This window comes from Thermoprotei archaeon (assembly GCA_038881895.1).
Lineage (GTDB): Archaea > Thermoproteota > Thermoprotei > Gearchaeales > WAQG01 > JAVZOV01.
The window spans coordinates 49,690-70,286 of record JAVZOV010000005.1 but is presented as its reverse complement, the minus strand read 5'-3'; the positions used below and the strand labels follow the sequence as shown (position 1 = coordinate 70,286).

19 protein-coding genes are annotated in these 20,597 nt (G+C 35.4%); 9 read left to right on the top strand and 10 right to left on the bottom strand.

What is annotated here, in order from left to right; genetic code table 11:
• The first annotated feature begins 1 nt into the window (after position 1).
• Positions 2 to 514, top strand: a complete 513-nt coding sequence (locus QW128_08635) for an NOB1 family endonuclease (GenBank protein MEM3833631.1) — start codon at positions 2 to 4, stop codon at positions 512 to 514.
• Positions 504 to 1,715 carry an RsmB/NOP family class I SAM-dependent RNA methyltransferase gene (locus tag QW128_08630; GenBank protein MEM3833630.1) on the top strand — a complete coding sequence of 404 codons (1,212 nt, stop codon included), beginning with the start codon at positions 504 to 506 and terminating at the stop codon, positions 1,713 to 1,715. The genes QW128_08635 and QW128_08630 overlap by 11 nt, the downstream gene beginning before the upstream one ends.
• 315 nt (positions 1,716 to 2,030) lie before the next feature.
• Here QW128_08630 and QW128_08625 read toward each other — a convergent pair whose 3' ends face one another.
• The 3 genes from QW128_08625 to QW128_08615 all read right to left on the bottom strand — a co-directional run bounded on the left by QW128_08625 (position 2,031) and on the right by QW128_08615 (position 4,815).
• Entirely contained in the window at positions 2,031 to 2,753 is a 723-nt protein-coding gene (locus QW128_08625) for a biotin--[acetyl-CoA-carboxylase] ligase (GenBank protein ID MEM3833629.1), read from the bottom strand.
• Between the two features lie 130 nt (positions 2,754 to 2,883).
• Positions 2,884 to 3,852, bottom strand: coding sequence for a zinc ribbon domain-containing protein (locus tag QW128_08620; GenBank protein MEM3833628.1), 969 nt, complete (start codon positions 3,850 to 3,852; stop codon positions 2,884 to 2,886).
• Positions 3,853 to 3,858: 6 nt separating this feature from the next.
• Entirely contained in the window at positions 3,859 to 4,815 is a 957-nt protein-coding gene (locus tag QW128_08615) for a hypothetical protein (protein MEM3833627.1), read from the bottom strand.
• Positions 4,816 to 5,112: 297 nt separating this feature from the next.
• Between QW128_08615 and QW128_08610 the strand changes: the two genes are divergently transcribed.
• The gene (locus QW128_08610) at positions 5,113 to 7,767 is read left to right on the top strand and encodes an adenosylcobalamin-dependent ribonucleoside-diphosphate reductase (protein MEM3833626.1); all 2,655 of its coding nucleotides are present in this window, start codon (positions 5,113 to 5,115) and stop codon (positions 7,765 to 7,767) included.
• Here the strand turns inward: QW128_08610 and QW128_08605 are convergent.
• Entirely contained in the window at positions 7,764 to 8,654 is an 891-nt protein-coding gene (locus QW128_08605) for a twin-arginine translocase subunit TatC (protein ID MEM3833625.1), read from the bottom strand. The genes QW128_08610 and QW128_08605 overlap by 4 nt on opposite strands.
• A gap of 20 nt (positions 8,655 to 8,674) precedes the next feature.
• Positions 8,675 to 8,950, bottom strand: a complete 276-nt coding sequence (locus QW128_08600) for a twin-arginine translocase TatA/TatE family subunit (protein ID MEM3833624.1) — start codon at positions 8,948 to 8,950, stop codon at positions 8,675 to 8,677.
• A gap of 321 nt (positions 8,951 to 9,271) precedes the next feature.
• Here QW128_08600 and QW128_08595 point away from each other — a divergent pair, with 321 nt between their 5' ends.
• Positions 9,272 to 11,884: a DNA-directed DNA polymerase I gene (locus tag QW128_08595; GenBank protein ID MEM3833623.1), complete on the top strand. Its 2,613-nt coding sequence runs from the start codon at positions 9,272 to 9,274 to the stop codon at positions 11,882 to 11,884.
• A 156-nt stretch (positions 11,885 to 12,040) separates the two neighbouring features.
• On the opposite strand, the gene QW128_08590 is transcribed toward QW128_08595, so the two are convergent.
• Entirely contained in the window at positions 12,041 to 13,627 is a 1,587-nt protein-coding gene (locus tag QW128_08590) for a GTP-binding protein (GenBank protein ID MEM3833622.1), read from the bottom strand.
• A 109-nt stretch (positions 13,628 to 13,736) separates the two neighbouring features.
• Here QW128_08590 and QW128_08585 point away from each other — a divergent pair, with 109 nt between their 5' ends.
• Together QW128_08585 and QW128_08580 are read left to right on the top strand one after the other, a co-directional pair.
• A complete protein-coding gene (locus tag QW128_08585; GenBank protein ID MEM3833621.1) occupies positions 13,737 to 14,054 on the top strand; it encodes a hypothetical protein in 318 nt (105 codons plus the stop codon).
• A gap of 2 nt (positions 14,055 to 14,056) precedes the next feature.
• Complete coding sequence (locus QW128_08580; protein MEM3833620.1) at positions 14,057 to 14,503, top strand: DUF2286 domain-containing protein; 447 nt, start codon at positions 14,057 to 14,059, stop codon at positions 14,501 to 14,503.
• A 44-nt stretch (positions 14,504 to 14,547) separates the two neighbouring features.
• On the opposite strand, the gene QW128_08575 is transcribed toward QW128_08580, so the two are convergent.
• Both QW128_08575 and QW128_08570 read right to left on the bottom strand, forming a co-directional pair.
• Positions 14,548 to 15,330, bottom strand: coding sequence for an aldolase (locus QW128_08575; protein MEM3833619.1), 783 nt, complete (start codon positions 15,328 to 15,330; stop codon positions 14,548 to 14,550).
• A 92-nt stretch (positions 15,331 to 15,422) separates the two neighbouring features.
• Complete coding sequence (locus QW128_08570) at positions 15,423 to 16,214, bottom strand: A24 family peptidase C-terminal domain-containing protein (protein ID MEM3833618.1); 792 nt, start codon at positions 16,212 to 16,214, stop codon at positions 15,423 to 15,425.
• 60 nt (positions 16,215 to 16,274) lie between these two features.
• Between QW128_08570 and QW128_08565 the strand changes: the two genes are divergently transcribed.
• On the top strand, positions 16,275 to 16,781 hold the full coding sequence (locus tag QW128_08565; protein MEM3833617.1) for a hypothetical protein: 507 nt from the start codon (positions 16,275 to 16,277) through the stop codon (positions 16,779 to 16,781).
• On the opposite strand, the gene QW128_08560 is transcribed toward QW128_08565, so the two are convergent.
• Positions 16,776 to 17,678 carry a PfkB family carbohydrate kinase gene (locus QW128_08560; GenBank protein MEM3833616.1) on the bottom strand — a complete coding sequence of 301 codons (903 nt, stop codon included), beginning with the start codon at positions 17,676 to 17,678 and terminating at the stop codon, positions 16,776 to 16,778. The two genes, QW128_08565 and QW128_08560, sit on opposite strands and share 6 nt — an antisense overlap.
• A gap of 49 nt (positions 17,679 to 17,727) precedes the next feature.
• Positions 17,728 to 18,504, bottom strand: coding sequence for an ATP-binding protein (locus QW128_08555; GenBank protein ID MEM3833615.1), 777 nt, complete (start codon positions 18,502 to 18,504; stop codon positions 17,728 to 17,730).
• A 64-nt stretch (positions 18,505 to 18,568) separates the two neighbouring features.
• Between QW128_08555 and QW128_08550 the strand changes: the two genes are divergently transcribed.
• Together QW128_08550 and QW128_08545 are read left to right on the top strand one after the other, a co-directional pair.
• On the top strand, positions 18,569 to 19,183 hold the full coding sequence (locus QW128_08550; protein ID MEM3833614.1) for an IS607 family transposase: 615 nt from the start codon (positions 18,569 to 18,571) through the stop codon (positions 19,181 to 19,183).
• The gene (locus QW128_08545) at positions 19,161 to 20,363 is read left to right on the top strand and encodes a transposase (GenBank protein MEM3833613.1); all 1,203 of its coding nucleotides are present in this window, start codon (positions 19,161 to 19,163) and stop codon (positions 20,361 to 20,363) included. Before QW128_08550 ends, QW128_08545 begins: the two co-directional genes overlap by 23 nt.
• Positions 20,364 to 20,597: the final 234 nt, after the last annotated feature.

The window sequence follows — 20,597 nt, the reverse complement described above, 5'->3', positions numbered from 1 at the left end:
CATGATTTTTGTTTTCGATACTCCCGCATTTTTAATGGGCTTGGCAGGTAGGATTGCGAAAAAAGATGTGATAATTTATACTACACCAGGTGTTGTCAATGAAATAAGAAATAAATGGAGCATGGAAATGGTCAACGCTTTAGTCTCTAGTAGTCTTATAAAGATCGTTGAACCTTCTGATGAAAGTATTAATAAGGTTAAGAATGCTCATAAAAAACTTGGAGGTAAAGGCATAACAAAGACTGATTTAGAGGTGATAGCACTTGCACTCGAATTGGATCGTGATTCAACTATCGTGTTCACTAATGACTATGCTATACAAAATATGTTGGCATTTTTTGGTATAAAATTTGCTAGTATAGGATTTAGAGGGATTAGAGAAGTATGGAAGTGGTCAAAACGTTGTCCTGCATGTAAAACTTATTACACTTATGAGAAAAATTACTGTGAAATATGTGGGACTGAACTAAAACCTATTAAAAAACGGATAAGCGTGATACGAAATGGAACTTAAAAATATAAAAATGGTTAATAAGCTAATACTTGAAGATTTAAAAGAGAGATTTTCATCTGATGTTCTTGATGTATTTAAAATAGCATATGGTGATGATTGGTTAGATGCGCTCTACTCAGTAACTAAGCCAGCGAAACGATATTTTCTTAGAATCGCTTCAATTGATGTTGATTATGTTATAGATAAGTTAGAAAAAGAGGGACTGATAGTAAAAAAGTATCCATATATCAATGAGGCAGTTTATATAGATGTTCAATACATAGATTATGATAAATTACCAGATTTCAACGGAGTTGTGATAGCAGATAAATTTGCCTCAGAGAGTGTAATTGAAGGTGCTAATCTCTACATTCCAGGGGTTTTGAAAATGATTAACGTAAGAAAGGATGATCTCGTGGCTGTTTTAGATCCATTTGGTGCTCTTATAGGAATTGGTAAGTCAAAAATAAGTAGCGATGAGTTTAATCAGATGGACATTCGCAAGGGAATAGCAGTTAATGTTACACACACGTTTTATAAGATACCACCTATAAGAGAGTTAGAAAGTTTCAATAGGGGTCTTATCTATCCACAGTCACTACCCTCTATGGTTGCTGTTAAAGAACTAGATCCACAACCTAGAGAAACTGTCATAGATATGTGTGCTGCACCTGGTGGCAAATTAAGTTACATAGCATTTCTTATGAATATGAATGGTCGCATTTATGGTTTTGATCGCTCTGAAAGAAAAGTTCGTATTCTTAAAGAAACATTGGAAAGGTTAAATATTAAAAATGTTAACATTAGAGTAATGGATACAAGATACCTCGATTTAGAAATGCCAGATCTTCAAGCTGATAAAATTATAATAGATCCACCATGTTCTGCTTTAGGTGTTCGCCCAAAGCTTGCATCTGATATCACACTTAGGAAAATTTTAGATTATCAACAGTATCAAATTCAGTTTCTGAAGGCTGCATCTAAAGTTTTAAAAAGAGGCGGCATAGTTGTGTTCAGCGTATGTACTATTACTCCACATGAAGTTGAAGAGATCATGTCTGAAGCAACAAACAAGTTACCATTTGAACCCATAGAACAAAAATTATTCATAGCTTCTAGGAGCTCCTTAAGCAACTATGATTTTGGAAAAAGTATACAACGTTTTCAACCTCATATCGATGATACACCTGGTTTCTCCATAGCAAAAATGAGAAAAACTTGAATTAGCTGTTCTGTCTTTAAGCAATTTTGAGAGTGAACTACCACCAGCTTTCGCAGGTGGCTTCCTGCTTCCACGGACAGACTCGATCTCCACACCCACAGCGGAGGTCTCGGCAGGTGAGACCGTTTCGGGAATCCCGTGTGGAAGGTGGGTTACGGAGGTCTTGCCCTCAGCAGGCGTCTCTTTCGGCCTGTCCCATGCCTACTAGGTCTGCCAACCAAGCAATGATAAATACAACGAGAAAAAATATAAGCTTATCGGCCTTCATCCCCACCCCTACGGATGGAGACTCCCCGCCGACTGTGTTAAAGTGTATTAATATAACTGTAACACATCATGAATACTCAATGTTAAACCTTTAGTAGTCACAAGTTTACCAGACTCATCGATATCCTTAACTATATCTTCGATTATTTTGTTGCCCATTAATAAGGCCTTGATAGGTTTATTTTTTAAATAATTTAGTTCTTTTGCATATTTATGAATGAGTGTTTTATTTAATATTATATTATCGAGAAATTCATCTATTTTTTGGAGTATTAAGATTAAAGTTTTAATTTCATCAGTATAACGATTAATCTCGTTTAAGACTGTGGTTATTTGTTCTCTTAGTTCTTTAGGAAACGCATTAATATAAACATTCAGGTTTAAGCCCACACCAATCACTAATACTACTATTTTATTCTCCATGATCTTTGTATTAATTAATATTCCAGCAATTTTTTTATCATTAACAATTATATCATTTGGCCATTTTATAAGAGCGTTTAAACCTAGATCTCTTAATGTGAGTGCTACAGCAACACCGCACGCAATTGAAATAAGGTCTAATAATTCAGGTTGAACATTAACAGTTTTTAAATAAGAGAACCACAATCCACCTTTAGGCGAAAACCATCTTCTCCCATACCTTCCCCGTCCCATGGACTGTTCGCTCGCTAGCACAATAATATTACTTAATCCTTTATTATAAAATTCCCATGCCTTATCTTGCGTTGAATTCGTTCTTAGATAAAAGATAATAGGTGGTATGTACATTATTGCTCTATCCTATTTTTTAGCGTAATTCCCCTTGTACTGAAGAGTGAGTTTTTTCCAAGGTCTCAAGAATTACACGCTCCTTTATAGGTGCCACCGTCATAGACAGGTGTTAAGCCTAAAAGCTTTATTATGATTTAGAAGTAAGGTTTACGCTTCGTGTTATCATTTCTCCTAAATCATGTACTAATTCTCTCAGCTCCTCTTTATTTGTTGTCCCCATTCGTTCTTTTAATTGTGTTGTCTTAATTCTATGTCTTGCAGATCGCGATAGTAATCTCAAACCACCTATTACACCACTTATAAGACCACCTATTATTCCTAAGAGTAGATTTCCTATGATAAGCCCACTTATGGTACCAAGTGTTAGACCTGTAATTATGGAGATTATTCCTATTGTTGCGAAGATTCTTCTGTGACCAAGTTCTTGCGGATACTCAGCATAAACAACTATTCCATCCACTGCGTCTACTATTCCTTTATATAATTCATTGTTGTATTGGTATGTGAATTCCCAGAATGGATAATGTATTAAACCTTGATAGTTTACAGTTACATTAATTTGGGGATTTTGACATGATAGTATGATCTCTCTTGAAATTTTGTTATAAACGGAGCTTTCAACTAATGATTTAAAGCCATCATCTGATATTTCTGGATTATAATATTTTCCATATTCAAGTATGTTAGGTTTAAAGTATATCTTTCCCCTGACTGGAAATCTGTATTCATGGTAAATTGGTATTGGAGGGTTAACTAGTGCAAGGTAAGCTTCCTGTGTTTCATAGTATGTTTCACTACCATTAGGACATTTCGCATATCCTCTACCTTCGTATAGATGAAGTGGTAAATAGTGTAATGTGCGTTTTGTGATAGATGCGTTATTTATATCCTTAGGTGCACCATACTGGCGTGTAAGGAACGATATAAGATTCTTAAATGATAATGTTGAATCGATGTTTATTGGATAGAAAAAGTGATTTTCAGCTTTTATATTTCCAGTTTTAATTTGGAAAACTGTTCCACAGTATGGGCACGTAATGTATTCTGTATCAAGCGGGGCATCAAATTCAGCTTTACAGTATGGACACATGGTCATCAATTCTCATCCTCTTTCTAATCTAACATCTGACACAAATATCCCACTTGATTTGAAAGTTAACGCGCTACCAAAAACTATCCCCAGTATCCCTGCTATTGGATTATGAATTACTATTGGTGCTGTTAGACTCGATATGGCGATTCCACAAAAGATTCCAAGTAAATAAACAATTCTTCTGTAAATAAGAACAGGTTCGCTAGTCTCTAATGGTTCAGCATCCCATCCAGATGCCACGAATCTAAAAATACTATTCTTATAACTGTATGTAAGAAGCCAATATGGCAAGAGTATAAGTTTAGGTTTAAGATCATTTTTAATATTTGTGTAACAAATAAATCGTGTCAGTTCAGTAACTTTTTCTTGTGATTTCTTTTCGGCTTCATTGAAAGCCCTTTCTTTAGCTTCTACTATAGCAGTTTTTTCATCATACTCTCCACTTAGTACCTTCAGTTTAATTTTGGACCAATCGACCTGATCTAACTTCATCTCATTCACAGCATCACTCTTAATATAATGTTGTGCCAGATTTTCAACTGCTAGATCTTCCACCGCTCTTCTTGCTAGTAGACCATAAATTTTTGTAAAAGAAAATTCTCCACTAGTATGTACCTTTCTTGTTTCAATACTACCCCTCGCTCCTGTTCTCACTTCTACTTTATAACCCTCGTAATGTGCCTTCGTTTCTATCTCAACTATCCAATAAGGTATATAGAAACCTTGTACGTCTTTGATTGAGATTTCACTTTTAATATGACTCAAATCGAAATCACGGTTTACTCTGTTTAGAAAAGCGTTAATAATGTCATCCCGACTTTTTGATGGCACGATCATTATTTCAGTCTTTACTGAAGTATTAATCCAATTAGGATATCCGCAATATTCGCAAACAGAAACTATTGTTTCAGGTGTGATCTCTAAAGGACCATTACAGTTTGCGCATCTATATATTTGAATCGACATGTTCACATAAGATAATTCTTATCAGCATAAAAATCTTAAGTATGTCTTTTTAAACTCTAAAAAGACCCCTAATGTGTTGTATTTTCGATATACAGACATCAAAATTTATACTCGCAATATAAAATTGTTTACAGTGAAAATATTATTATTTGTAGATCCTACTTCTGAATGGTTCAGTTAAACATTTTTACGAATTTTTTTGAAATATTCCATGTGAAAACATAAATGTTAGAAAATTAGGTATGTAAAATATCTTTTTATAAGTCTCTGAGTATTAGTTCTAGTTGGAGGGTTTGTATGGCAGTGCAACTGAGAGTAACAAAGGTTGTAAAGAGAGATGGTAGAGTTGTTGATTTCGATCCATCTAGGATTGAGAATGCTATCAAGAAAGCAATGGTTAGTGTTAGAAAGTATGATGAGACTACACTTCATAGTGTGGTTTTATATGTATTACGCATGATTGATGAACGTTTTGGCGAGAGTGGAGTATACCCACATGTTGAAGAAATTCAAGATATCGTTGAACTTGCTTTAGTTAAGCATGGTCTTTATGAGGTTGCGAAGGCATACATTCTCTATAGAAAGGAAAGAGAAAATATTAGGAAGGAGAAGATGCTTTTACTCGAGAGAGATTATATAGATGAAGTCGATAAGAGTCTTAGCCTTAATGCAATAAGACTTCTCGCATCACGATACTTACTGCGTGATGAGAATGGAAAATTGATTGAAGGTCCTAAACAAATGTTTCAGCGTGTTGCTGCTTTGGTAGTGATACCTGATATACTTTATGACGAGAAAATATTTGATAAAAATGGTAAACAGCCAATCCATGCTTTTGAAGAATTTAATCCTGTGATGTGGAAACATAAGATTGGTTTAGGGAAAAACACATCAGGATATATGATAACATGGAATGAGTATCATTTAGAACGCATGAAATCCTTATATGATGAGTTAAATACACAGGGTAAAATGAAAGTTTCATGGTCTCAGTTTTGGGACATGCTTTTAAAAGGAGAATTTGATAAATACTATGATAACTACCTTAAGTACTATAATCTCATGATTGAGAAGAAGTTCTTGCCAAACTCACCAACTCTCTTTAACGCTGGTGCTAGACTTGGGCAACTCTCTGCATGTTTTGTATTAGATATAAATGATGATATAGAATCGATAATGGATACTGCAAAAGATGCAGCGATAATATTTAAATCAGGTGGTGGTGTTGGTGTTAATTTTTCTAAATTAAGGCCTGAAGGTGATATAGTTTTTTCAACAAGAGGCGTTGCATCAGGTCCTGTAAGTTTCATGAGAATTATTGATACAGTAACAGATGTAATAAAGCAAGGTGGAAAGCGCCGTGGAGCGAACATGGGAATTCTTGAAATATGGCATCCGGATATCGAGAAATTTATTACCTCCAAAATAAGTGAGACAGCATTCGTGAACTACAATATTTCTGTAATGATAACCCCAGATTTTTGGGAATACTATGAATCTGGCAAACCATATCCTCTTAGGAATCCAAGGGATGGAAAAGTATGGAAAGAGGTCGATCCTAAAAAGATATTCCACATGATTGCAGAAATGGCATGGAAAACTGGCGATCCAGGTGTAATATTCTTTGATAACATAAATAAGAGAAACGTATTTAAAAAAGCATTGGGTTATGTAAGGTGCACTAATCCATGCGGTGAAGAACCATTATATCCTTATGAATCATGTAATTTGGGTTCTATAAACTTATACGCTTTTATTGATTTTAGGGATGATAAGGGTGTTTTTAATTGGGAAAAGTTTAGAGAGGCAGTAAAAGTTGCTGCACACTTCTTAGATAATATTATAGACGTGAATAAATATCCCAGTAAGAAAATAAATGATGCCACAAAACTTACTAGAAAAATCGGTTTAGGCTACATGGGATTAGCAGACGCATTATTCGCCCTAAAAATACCTTATAATAGTGAAGAAGGCTTTTCATTCATAAGAAGGATTACTGAAAACCTCACTTACTATGCTATGAAAGCCTCAATAGAGCATGCCAAAGAAAGGGGGCCGTTTCCTATTTATAATCAAACTAGTTATGTTGATGGTGAAATGCCTTTCGATGGATTTTATCATAGAGAGTATTGGACCTTAGACTGGGACGAACTAGCTAAAGAAATAGCCAAGTATGGGATTAGAAATGCTGAGGTCTCTACAGTTGCCCCCACAGGTTCTATATCCATGATTTTCGATGTATCATCCGGTATAGAACCTCAATTTGCTTTAGTCTATGAGAAAAGAGTCACAGTTGGAGCATTCTTTTATACAGATATAGAATTCGAAAGGCAATTAAAAGAGAGAGCGTTATACGATGAGAGAATACTGAAGAAAATCTCCGATAATGGAGGATCAGCACAAGGTATTAATGAAATACCTGAAGACATAAGAAAAGTATTCCTTGTAGCTTACGACATACCTTGGTGGGATCATATAAGGGCTGAAGCTGAGGCAAAAATATGGATATGCGCATCCATAAGCAAGACAATAAACATGCCAAGCTGGGTTACAATAGAAGATGTAGAAAAGGCATATTTATTCAGTTATAAGCTTGGCCTAAAAAGTATTACAATCTACAGGGACGGCTCTAAAAGTGCACAAGTACTAATAACACCATCACAGAAATCTGGCGTATATGTAACACTGACAGAGAATAATACACTAAAACTTATGCAATCTCTAGGAATAGACATTACAAACCTTTTGAACTCTAGGAGTTCGGTTAGAGCAGAAATTGAAAAGAATGTTATAAAAACAAAAGGTCTTGATACAGCATTCATACTAGAACCTAAACCAAAAGAAAAAGAAAAGATCGAAATGTGTCCAGAATGCGGAAGTAAACGCCTCATTTACGAGGATGATTGCATAAAATGTTTAGATTGCGGATGGATAGCGTGCCCAGTAAGCTAAATTTGAGATCTACCACATTTAGGACAAAATATTTCATTATTTTTTAGCAAGTATCCACAAAACTTACATGATTTTCCACTTTTCATTGGTTCTTCTATACTCACTGCTTGTTGTTTTTCATACTTCTTAGCTATATGAACAGTGATTTCCATCATAACTGCCATTGGAATAAATAACGCTAAATCCGCTAATGGACCACCATCTGGAGTAATTATTGCTGTAATTATGTACAACGCAGCATAAAAATATCTTCTATTTTTTGTTATTATTGACGTATTTGTTATCCCTAATCTCACTAAAAGAACAAATATCGCTGGGAATGTGAACCCTATTCCACTAAATGCTATTGTAACAAATATAACCGAATAAAAATCGGATACTGACAATACCGGCTCAGATCCAACAAATTGTGAAAATGGTATTACAGTCCAAATCACAAAAGGAGCTAGTACAAAGAATCCAAATAGTGCTCCCGCTATAAATAATACTGTAAAAGCTGTTACGAATGGATATACTGCCTGTCTTTCATGAGGATATAGTGCTGGATCAATGTACTTATATATTTCATAACCTATTATCGGAGAAGTTACAATAAAACCGAATAGTAATGATGCCAAGAGGTATATCTCTAACGGTGCTCCTACGCCCAAGCTTATGATTTTTAAATCAGCTGGCGCAACATAATTCCTAATCTGAATTAAGATCTCGCCTATTAATGGCTTATATAATCCACTCACCCAAGTCTCTGGATTTAATAGGTCATAAGGATTCGCAGGAAATACAAGAAAAACAACTGTTGAGATTATGAGAGATGTAATAATCACTTTAAGCCTCTGTCTAAGTTCTTCTAAGTGCTCTAGTAAACTCATCTCTTTATCCTTTACCATAGCGTTACACTCTGTAGAGTTTAACTCTTTTTACCTTTTGTTTTCTCTATTATCTCTTTAGCAATTTGATCTGTAGTCTTACCTTCTGTATCAATTCCAAGACTCTTTGCAACCTCTATTAACCTATCATCACTTGTTTGTTTTTGAGCTATCTTTTCTGTCTCGGATTTATCCTCCTCCGCTGCTTTCACATATTCTTTTTTTGCACGTCCTAATGCGCGGGCTAGTTCTGGTATTTTACTCGGTCCCCAGATTATCAGTGCTATTACTATAATACCAATTACAATCCATTCCATAGGTCCAAGAGCCATTTTTATCTATTAAAAATTAGTAAGCTGTTTCTTATAAAGTTTCTCTGTTGACACACATTTTCAGGTGCTTCTATTTAAAGTTTTTATTAATAAGAATAATAATGTCATGTTTCTTCGTGAATAACATTATGAGTTGGTTTTAATTGATTTTTTATTATATTTTTGTATAATTTCATGTTAATAGATATTTATTATAATCTGTTATGAAAATATTTATTGAATTTACTTGATTTTATTATGATTGAAAGAAATATATGAAAAAGTTAGAGCTTTTAAAGGTTTTGTGTATTTCTTTACTGGAATAAAATGATGGAAGAAAAAGAAGAGTCCACTGAAGAGGAAGGAGAACGTGAGGAAGAAGAAATTTTGGTTAAGGGTAGGACGATCTATGAGGCTCCACAGCCGCAAAATACTGGACCTTGTTATCTTTTATCTGTAATATATGATGGTGAGAAGGGATGTGCGTTAGTTAAACTTTATGATCCTGAGTCGAAGAAGATTTGCTATTGGTATGATAATTCTGGTCATAAGCCTTATTTTTATACTGATATTTCTCCTGATGATTTGCGCAATAATGTTAAAGTTGTCGGTCATAAGGGGTTTGATCATTTTGAAAGAGTTAAGCTTTATGATGCACTTAGGGATAAAAGTGTAACAATGACAAAGATTGTTGCTAAGGATCCTCTTTCTGTTGGTGGTAGTAAGGATTCATTGCGTGAGATTATCACCAGAAATTGGGAGGCAAAAATTAGGTATCATCATTGTTATATTTATGATAGACAGCTAATACCTGGTTTAGCGTATCGCATAGTTAATGGAAATTTAGTTCCTATGAATGTGATGTTATCTAAAGAGATGGAAGATGAGCTTATTAGGAAAGTGTTATCTCCCAATGAATTGGAGGATTTTGAGTATGTAGACGCTCTTATTGAATGGACTTCAATACTTAGCTATCCTATTATAGATATTAGACGAGTAGCTCTTGACATAGAAGTTTTAATGGAAACGAAGAACACGTTACCAGACGCTGAAGAGGCAAGATTATCTGTGATAGCAGTATCTGCTGTAGGTAGTGATGGGTTGAGGGTTGTTCATATCTTAAGACGTAACGATGTGCGAGATGAAGATAAAAAAGTTAAACTTGAGGCAGAGGTTAAATTTTATGATAATGAACGTGACCTTCTGATGGATGTCTTCAAGGTTATCGCTGATTATCCTATGGTTTTAACTTTTAATGGTGATGCATTTGATCTTAATTATCTTTGGCATAGAGCTATAAAACTTGGCATATCTAAAGAAAAAATTCCTATAATACTTACACGTGATGCTGCTATGGTTGTTCCAGGCGTGCACATAGATCTTTATAAGTTCTTTAGTAATAGGGCAATAAAAGTTTATGCTTTTAGTAATAAATATAAGGATGAGGATTTAGAGGCAATTTCTAACGCTTTATTGGGTAAGGGAAAAGTTAAAATCGATAAAGTTGTTAACGAGCTTAGTTATAGTGAGTTAGCAGCATACTGTCTTCATGATGCTGAACTCACACTGGAATTAACTATGTTTAATAATAGTTTAGTTATTGTTCTTATGCTACTACTTGCACGAATATCACGATTACCACTCGAGGATGTAACTAGACTGGGCGTATCTAAGTGGGTTCAAAGTCTGTTCTATTTTGAGCATAGAAGGAGAGGTTATCTTATACCTAATAAAGAGGAGATAATAAATGTTAAGGGTGGTGCTACCACAGCTGCTATGATCAAGGGTAAAAAGTACATGGGTGCTAAAGTTATAGAACCTGTACCTGGTGTTCATTTTAATGTGGTCGTACTTGATTTTGCCTCACTTTATCCTTCAATATTAAAAGTTTGGAATCTATCATATGAGACTATCAGATGTCATCATGATGAGTGTAAGATTAAGCGTCCTATACCTAATACTCCGCATTGGGTATGTGCTAAAAAGAGAGGATTAACTAGCATTCTTATAGGTGTAATAAGAGATCTAAGAGTTAATTGGTATAAGCCTAAATCAAAAGATAAGAACTTATCTCAAGAGATCAGATTCCAATTTAATGTTGTCCAATCAGCCATGAAAGTCATTCTTAATGCTTCATACGGTGTATTTGGTGCAGAGATTTTTGCCTTATATTGTCCACCTATGGCTGAAAGCACAACTGCTATTGGTAGGGAATATATCGAGAGTACGATGAAAAGGGCTGAAGAACTCAAATTAAAAATACTATATGGTGATACCGATTCGTTATTCATTTATAATCCAATTAAGAATCAGTTGGAAACTCTGATAAAATGGGCTGAGGAGGAATTAAAAAGTGATCTTGATGTAGATAAGGTTTATAGGTACGTTTCATTTTCTAACAGGAAAAAGAATTACTTTGGAATATTATCTGATGGGACTTTTGAAGTTAAAGGATTAAAGGGTAAAAAGAGGGATACACCAGATTTTCTTAAAGAGTCCTTTAAGAATGTGATAGATATACTCTCAAAGGTTAACACGCCGGACGATTTTGAGCACGCAAAAGAACAACTTTGGAAAATCGTAAGTGAGCAGTATCATATGTTAAAAGGTAGGCGAATAACTCTCGATAAACTTGCCATAAGGGCACAACTTGGAAAAGACCCCGAAAATTATGATAAAAATACTCCACAACATGTTAAAGCTGCATTAATGCTTAAAAAATATGGAGTGCCTGTTAAAAAAGGTATGACAATTACATTTGTTAAAGTGAATAGAAACGATACGAACGTAATGCCTGTTCAATTAGCACGAATCGATGAAATAGATGTAGATAAATACGTTGATCATATGAAAACAGTATATGAACAACTGCTTGATGCACTAGGAATAGACTTTGAGACGCTCCTAGGTAAAGGTTCCTTAGAAGGCTTTATAGGTTGATAATTAAAATCTTTCGGCCTAAGAGGTATGTGAGATAACTCGATACACTTAAATATTTTGTTTAACTAACAACCTTAGGTTGTTTGTGCAGCAATGATTGAGAACTCGGGTTCTGAAAAGTGATGAGAAAAGTCTAACTGAGCTGCAATTTAACTTTTAAAGTATTTTAGTTACAGATCCTAAACCTCTCGTTCTGCCTTCTCTAAAAACAAATTTGTCATTAACGGCTAAATAAACTGGTCTATACATGAAACGTAATCTTACTGTTGCAGTGTCACCAGTCCTAAGCGGACTTTTGCTCAGCCACTCAAAAATGACCGATTGCCTTATTGAATGTAAATGTAAAACTGCTTGGTAGCCGGGGCGTATCATTGTAGGGTGATGGAGTATTGTTGCTTTTGCTTCAAAACTCCAAATGGGACGTATTTTCATGCTCGTGTTAAGGAGTACCATGCCTTTATCTATCTCATCATATTCTACACCACTCAAAGCTAGCGTTACATCTTGTCCAGCTATTGCGCTAGATACTGGGACTCTGTTCACCTGTATGGAACGAACTTTTACTATTTTGTAACTCCCATTGCTCATAGGACCCAACTGTAATTCATCACCATTTTTCACACTACCTCCTATTATTAGCCCACTTACTACAGTACCTACTCCAGTTACGTTGAATTTTTCATCAATATACATCTTAAATGGTTCATTAAGCTGTTCAGTCCAACGTACTCTTGGGGGTAATAAATTAAGAAAATTCCTTAATAAAGCAAGTCCATCTCCTGTCGTATTAGAGATTAAAAATATGGGGACTATTCTTCCACTAGGCATGTTCACCGCAGCAACGATTACATCGTCCATACCTTTGATTATTAGTGGTATTTTATCAACACTTGGCATTTTTACGAGTCTTTTTATACCTTCGAGAGTCTCCTCAAGTATTTCTCTTGGTGCTATGTCAATTTTTGTTACAACCATAAATATAGGAATTTTAAGAGCTGCCGCTAATCCAAAATGTTCTCTTGTGGTTCCTACTAATCCTGAATTTGCAGCTATAACCATCATTGAATAATCAGCCTCATGACCCATTACACCTTTTAACGTTGTTCTAAGATACTTTTCATGACCAGCTAGATCGACAAAACTTATTATCTTGAAACTTTTCAAGTATACTTCTGCTTCATTAAGTGGTGAATCAAATTCATAATTCACTGGCTTTCCATCAACGTCAAATCCTAAGAGTCTGTGAGCAATGGATGATGTACGTCTCATTTTTATTTCATGAAGATATCTTGCAACCATCCTCATAGCTTTTCCATTTCCATCATCAAGTTCTCCAGTAACTAGAACACCTATTGTTGTTGATTTACCACTATCTGCATTTCCAAGGACTGGTATTGTTAAACAGATCGGATAATCCCCCTCCCTAGTTCTTCTTAACAGTATTTGTGCAACAATTCCATGATTTACTCTTTCAGTTCTCAGTTCTCCTACTCTCACATTAACTTTCTCAGCAGCTTTCTTTAAGAGTTCAAAAGATCTCCTGTATTCTTCTTCCGAGAGACCAACGACTTTACCATCATCAGACACACCGAGAACAAATAGAGCTTCACCACCACCCTCATTAACTCTATACTTGATCTGTGTTGATAATTTTTCAAGTTTATCCTCATAATTTTCACTAAGTGTAAGTTTGTACTCTATATTCCCACTCTCATCCTCAGGTGGATATCTTTTCGCACTCATGCTGAAACCTAGTTCTAAATAATTCTAACCGAAATATTAACGTGTCTAAGTAGAATTCAAGCGTTAACATTTTAAGTTTGTATTACCAAGTTTGTTAGGTGATATCTACATGAGTAAAGCTAAAAAAATTGTGATCGTAATAGCAGATTGGGAAATATCAAGCAATTATGTAAAAGAAGCAGCAAAAAAAGCCTCAGAAAAACTTAATCTATCAATAGAGGAAAGGAAAGAAGACTGGGATTATTTAGTTGCTCACGGAAGTAAAGATGAATTCGGTGGTATAGAAATACCTCAACTTTTCATAGAGTTTGATGACGGTGAAGTGGTACACGTTTTTAACAGGGTACCGCTTGATGAAAACGGTAAACCAGACTTAGAGAAAGCTATAAATATGATTAGTGAGGCAGTTAATAGAGGAGATAGTTGACAGTGGATACATTAATCATTTATGTAAATGATGGTAAAATAGTTAAGTCCGAGCGCAGGAGTGATGACCTTAACAAAAATTTAAAGCAAATAGTATCACAAATATTAAATGAGTGGAATCCAGAAATTTCTGACTTCGCAATAGTAAGAGATGAGATAATACATAGATTCAAATTGCCGCTAAATCCGAAAAAATACGAAATATACTCTAAATTCAACTTAACTAAGGAGGGAAATGAAGGCTTAATCGCGATACCAGCCTACATAACTTCATATGAAAGTATACTAACGGATGATCGTTATATTGATAAAAAACTTGCAGTAATAACATATTACGTTGATGAAGAAGTTGAGAAAACAGCAATAGAATACGCAGAAAATTTAGCTAAAGAAGAAAAAGAGGAGGAGAGTGCAACAGAAGAGGACTTAGGCTTAGAAGAAGAGAGTTAAATATTAAAAATCTGAAAACTGGAGCCTGTGGCGTTTATCTGTCCTTAATCTCTGTCAGCAAAACTCCTTGCTATTTCTTCTACTCGATATCCGTCAAGTACTATTTTTCTCAGAGCCTCTGACATTTTTAATGGATCTCTACTTTGCCAGACGTTGCGTCCAACAGCTACACCTGAACCCCCTGCATCCATCACTCCTTGAACTTGTTTCAGAAACTCAATTTCTGTGGAGGCTTTAGGCCCGCCAGACATGAAGACCTTTACTTTACCAGCAGATTTTACTGCCCATTTAAATGATTCTGTATCACCAGTATATTTAATTTTTGTACCATCTGCGCCCAATTCTAATGCTAAGCGAGCAGCATATGCAACGATCTCTTTTGTGAGCTCATTTTTTATCATTTGACCTCTCGGATATGACCAAAGTAAAACACCGAATCCTCTTTCATGCGCTTCGCGTCGTATATTAGCAAATTCTTGAAACATTATATGTTCATGAATGCTCCCAGGATATATCGTATAACCAACAGCTTTAGCACCTAAACTTACAGCCTCTTCTACAGTAGAGACTTGAAGAGAAATCGGATCACCTTGTACAAGATTTGTTTTACCGTTTAATTTTAATATCAATGGCACCTTACCATCATAATATTTTGATGCAACCCCATAATGGAGAATCACACCAGTGTAACCACCTCTAACGGCAATATCCATTATAAATGACGGATCAACGTTTTGTTCATTAAAATCAGCTGGACCGTGCTCAAAACCATGGTCGTATGCAAGAAATAATCCCTTTCCATTTCTCAATAACGGATCTAAGAACATAATTACACCACTATTCATAACATGCAATACTAGCTTAAATATTTTGGTTTTTGTAATATTCAGACTTTTATTGGCGGAAGCTTGAATCATTGTCAGATCGTTCTTCTCAACATAATCATTACCAATGCAATTGATATGTCACCAAAAATTAATGCTGTAATGAATCCTCCAGTTAAAAAAACAAGGAATGGTAATGGTTTTTCTACCCAGAATGTTTCATACTTATTTATATGAGGTACTCTCTCCTCGATCTTATTAAAATCTACTTCACGTGGGTCTATTTTTCCATGACCAATTAGTTTAATTGTTCTTCCTGTCTCGGTTTCATTTTCAACTGTTATAGCGAACCTATCTTTTATGAGTTGTTCTTTGCTTGTTTTATATGCTATCAGTAGCAAAAGGATTTTTTCGAGGATTGTTTTTTCGTATCCCTCAAATAGTTTTCTGCCTGAAAGATACCAGCGTATGTTTTTTGCTAGGTTATAAACTACAGCGCTTATTGAGATGAAAACTGAGTTGATCAATATTGTTACGATAAATATTGGGTTTATGAATACTGGTTGTTTGTATCCTAGTAATTGCATTGGATTGATGACGTGCACTATTCCAAGTGTCCAGATTAGCTTAGCGTCTGCACCACCAAAACCTAAGGCATAAAATAGCGCCAAACCTAACATGATCCCAGTACCTATTGATATTAATACTTGTAGTATTGAGAGTTGTCCTAACATGAGTTCTATGACTGTGAGAAAACCTCCTATGGAACCATATATAATCCAGATTTTGTCATCAACTTCTCTTGTGCGTAAATCCATATATGATGTTAGTATTAGGATTATGAGCGTCAAGATTATTTTTGCGATTTCTATTGTTTGGGGCCACATCTTACATAAATAGAATACAAAAATATTTTAACCTAGCTTGTTTAAGAAATATGAGGATCGATGAGAGTACAGAGTACTAAAAAGCGTGATAACGTGCGTTTTTTATTCGCTACAGTAATAGCATACTTAGCTTTAGTGTATCTTATTACTCCTGTATATTTGATTAAATATTATGGATACAGTTTTACGCTTATAGTATTGATTGGATCCTTAACTTCTTTGATAACCTTTGGATTTTCATGGTACGTTTATGTAACATTGTTAAGAGCTTCCAATAAACTAGATCGTAAACATGTGATCATGGGTCTTCTTATTTTATTTGTTCCTGTAGAACTGTTTTACATGGTTCCAGTGTTCTATGGCGAAAATATAATATATTCTATCAAGCCTGCACTTCCTTACACATCATATTTGCTTGAACGATTAGGAGACCTACCTAATATAGTACAATTTGGTATCATGTGGTTTGTTCCGATGATTATTATCCCAGTTTCGTTTTATATTTATTCAAAAAGAATCGAAAGACCTATACTCGTCAGAGAGAAAAGAAAAGTGAAAAAATCATAGTTTTTTATATTTTTCGTATATATCCTGTGCTAAATCTATTATATCATTTTGATTTAGGTTTATGATCTTGTTTATACCATTTAGTTTACTGGAACCTGCTAATGATGAGCCTGCCACCCCTAGCGCTGTCGCCCACAGTGCGTCACCACTCTTGACATACTCTGTTATCATTATACCTCCTAAAATGTCACCCATACCTGTACTTTCTGTTATGTTAATGTTCGGTACAGGTATGGAATATGCATCATTCTTTTTCATTATTATAACACCGTTTTCTCCCATTGTTAAAAGCACTATGTTGTTTCCGTAGGTTGATATTTTACTTGCAGCCTCTATTGGATTCTTTGTATCCGTTAATACTGACGCTTCCTCCATGTCAACTTTTATTATGTCAAAATATTTAATGAAAGATACATCATTTGGGCGTTTTAGTTCAACTATTCCATCACCAGTAAAGGTTCTGAGATATCCTTGGGGATCAAGGTATTTTACTGGAAAATTTGTAATAAAATTCTTTACACTATTGAACTTAAGCTCTCCAGTAACTGAATTAAGTATTAGAGCATCAGCATCTACTGAAAGTTCATTTACATCTGGTTCATCACATCTATATAGCAACTTAAGTTCTCTTTCATTGTTAATGATTTTGATTCTAAACCTCGTTGTTCGTGTTATGTAAGATTTATAATTTTTTCCTAAGCTAATATTTTTTTCAAAAAATATACTTAAATATTCTTTAGGAAAATCATAACCTATGCGAGATACTGCTTTCACATTTGCATTAAAAATTGTTGCTGCGAAACCTGCATAACTTGGTGAACCACCTAATGATGTAAATCTCTTCTCTTGCAGGATTATTTCATCAATTGTTATAAATCCAGCTACGACTAGTCTCATTTATACCACAAACATATATACTCAGGGATATATTTCTTTTAACATGTGGTCAGAGTTCCTTCGAGAATTCTCTAACTATTGGGTCAACGATAAAGTATCCTTCAGCCCTTTTTTCAATAATACTAAGTTTAAGCAGCGTTTCTAATGCCCTAGATATTTGGCTGTTTGTAATTGGACTATTTATCCACGATTCAACATCCATTTTAATATCTTTCCAGTGAATACTACCTCTAGCAATGGATTTAAGTATAAGTCTGTAGTATCTTGATGTTTGTAAAAGTTTTTGAATTTCATTTTTAACCATACCCTTAGCCATATCAATAACAGATTCTATAACTTCATTATCAAGTTTTTTCATTCTAACTGAAGTATTACCAATTAAGGTAAGCCATCCAACTATACCATCTAGCTTATCCACAATTTTCTCAACCATGTCAATATTGACGTTTATCCCATACTCATTGAAACCTGCATTCAAATAAGCAATAGATTTATTTTCATTAAACCTCTCTAGTACTAACTCTCCCCTGCCTCTTCCATAGAGTGGACTTTCATAATCCTCCGTCCCAATAAAATCTGTGAGCAATCCTATCTCAGATCCTGTGAGTAGAAACTTTACACGTGTCAAGTTATCATAACTGTAGGCTATGACCTCTCTAAAATCTATTCTCCCCTTTCCTCCCTTCATGTTTCTAAGCAACTGAGCTTCATCAATAGCTATTACTAGGTACCTGTTTTCCTCTTCCATCCACTCATTTATAGAATTGAGTAGGGAAGAGAGAAGAAGCCCCTTCTCACTCCAATCAAACTCAACTTGCATGCCCATAATTTGCACGCTTCTTTCAGCAGTTTCAAAATAGATATGTTTAAATATTGGTGGGTATAGAAGAATATTGATGCCCGAAAAGCTCTATACGATCAAGGAGGCGAAGAAGCTTCTTGGAGTCACCACCTGGACCATTCAGCAATGGGATAGGCAGGGCAAGATTAGGTGCGTTAGAACACTTGGAGGACGTAGGAGGATTCCCGAGAGCGAAATAAAACGAATCCTTGGTTTAAGAGAGGAAAGAATTATTGTAGGGTATGCAAGGGTTTCATCTTCAACACAAAAGGATGACCTTGAAAGACAGAAACAGCTCATTTCAAGCTACGCTAAAGAGAAAGGTTACGGTGAAATTCAAATCCTAACGGATGTTGGTTCTGGACTCAACGAAAACAGAAAAAACTTCCTGAAACTCTTAAATATGGTTTCAGAAAGGAAAATATCCAAGCTGATAATCGCTTACGAAGACAGGCTCACAAGATTTGGTTTTGAAACTTTAAAGAAAATGTTCATAGTTTTCGGAACAGAAATAGAAGTGATAAACCATGAAGGGAAGGCACCTCATGAAGAGCTTGTGGAGGACTTGATCACCATAGTTGCTCATTTCGCTGGAAGGCTCTATGGAATGAGGAGCCGTAAGTATAGGGAGGTTGTTGAAGGTGTCAGGAAGCTTGTTGGTTAAAGCGTACTCGATACCGCATAACCTTGAGGTGAACGAGCTCATAGAGGATTACATGCGCATCTTAAACGCTATCCTGGATGACTTATGGAGGAACATTGCATGGAATAGGAATGGGAAGAGGCTTATACCATTTCTGAGGAAAGATAAGACTTTTAGAAAAGAGCTTAGAGATAAGTATCTTGAGGGGTGGGCTTACTCTAAGCATTACGTGGACTCCGCGATAAAACAGGCTTATTCCGTGCTTGAATCGTGGAGGAAGAGGTACCTTCGTGGGCGGGCTGGAAGAAGTAGGCCTGAACTGAGGAGGAAGTTCGTTAGAGTTAAGGAAACTCTTTACAGTTACAGGGATGGAATTCTCAGGATTTCAGTAAGACCTTACGAAGAGAGTATAACTATAGATTTGAGAAAGACGTGGTGTTGGGATAAAATAAATGGCTTAGAATTTGGCGAACTCATACTTAAACAGGACAAGCTTACAGTTACTGTTAGAAAAGAGGTGGAGCTAAAGATTAAAGACCCAATAGCATGGGACGTAAACCTCTTAACTTTGGACGGTTTTAATGGTGAAAAGCATTACTCGATAAGCCTGAAGGAAATCTACACAATTCATAGAACGTACGAGCTGAAGAGAAGGATTATCCAGAAGCTACCCGGAAAAACGAGGAAGAAGCTCCTGAAGAAGTACGGTTCAAGAGAGAGAAACAGGGTTAACGATGCATTACATAAACTTGCAAAACAGTTATCGGATAGGACAAATGTGTTCGAGGATTTAAAAAATTTCAAGGAAAGAATAGCTAGGACAAAGAGTAGGAGCATGAATAGGCAGAATAGCAAACACGACTACATTAAGCTCCAAAAGTACGTAGAATATAAGTCTGCATGGAATGGACACACAACAGTATTTGTTAAGGCTTATGGTACATCTAAGACCTGCTCCAGATGCGGGTATTATAATAAAGACCTAAGGGGAGCAGTCTTCGAGTGCCCAAAATGCGGTTTTATAATCGATAGGCAGAAGAATGCATCAATAAACGTTTGGAAAACGTTCCTTAGGATGTGGGGATTCATGGGTTCACCCCGAAGGGAGCAGAGCTCGATGAGCCCTCCAATGAACCCAGAGGAGGACGAGAGCGTTGAGGCTCAAGGACTAAGTATGGATTCCATACATATCCATACTTAGTTCAGAACCCTTAAATCAAAGAGGATAAGTATCACCCCTAATACTAAGTATCACCCCCAATACTTAAGCTTATTCATTGTTAAGAGGTTCACAACATTTTCATACTATAGGGATTGTTACTCCATGGACTATGTTTGTACATGTTTTCCTATAAGGAGATATTCTTAACAAAATCTTATTTTAAATTTCACTGACTCATCCCACAAAGTTCTAGATTCTTGGTGCTCATTTTAT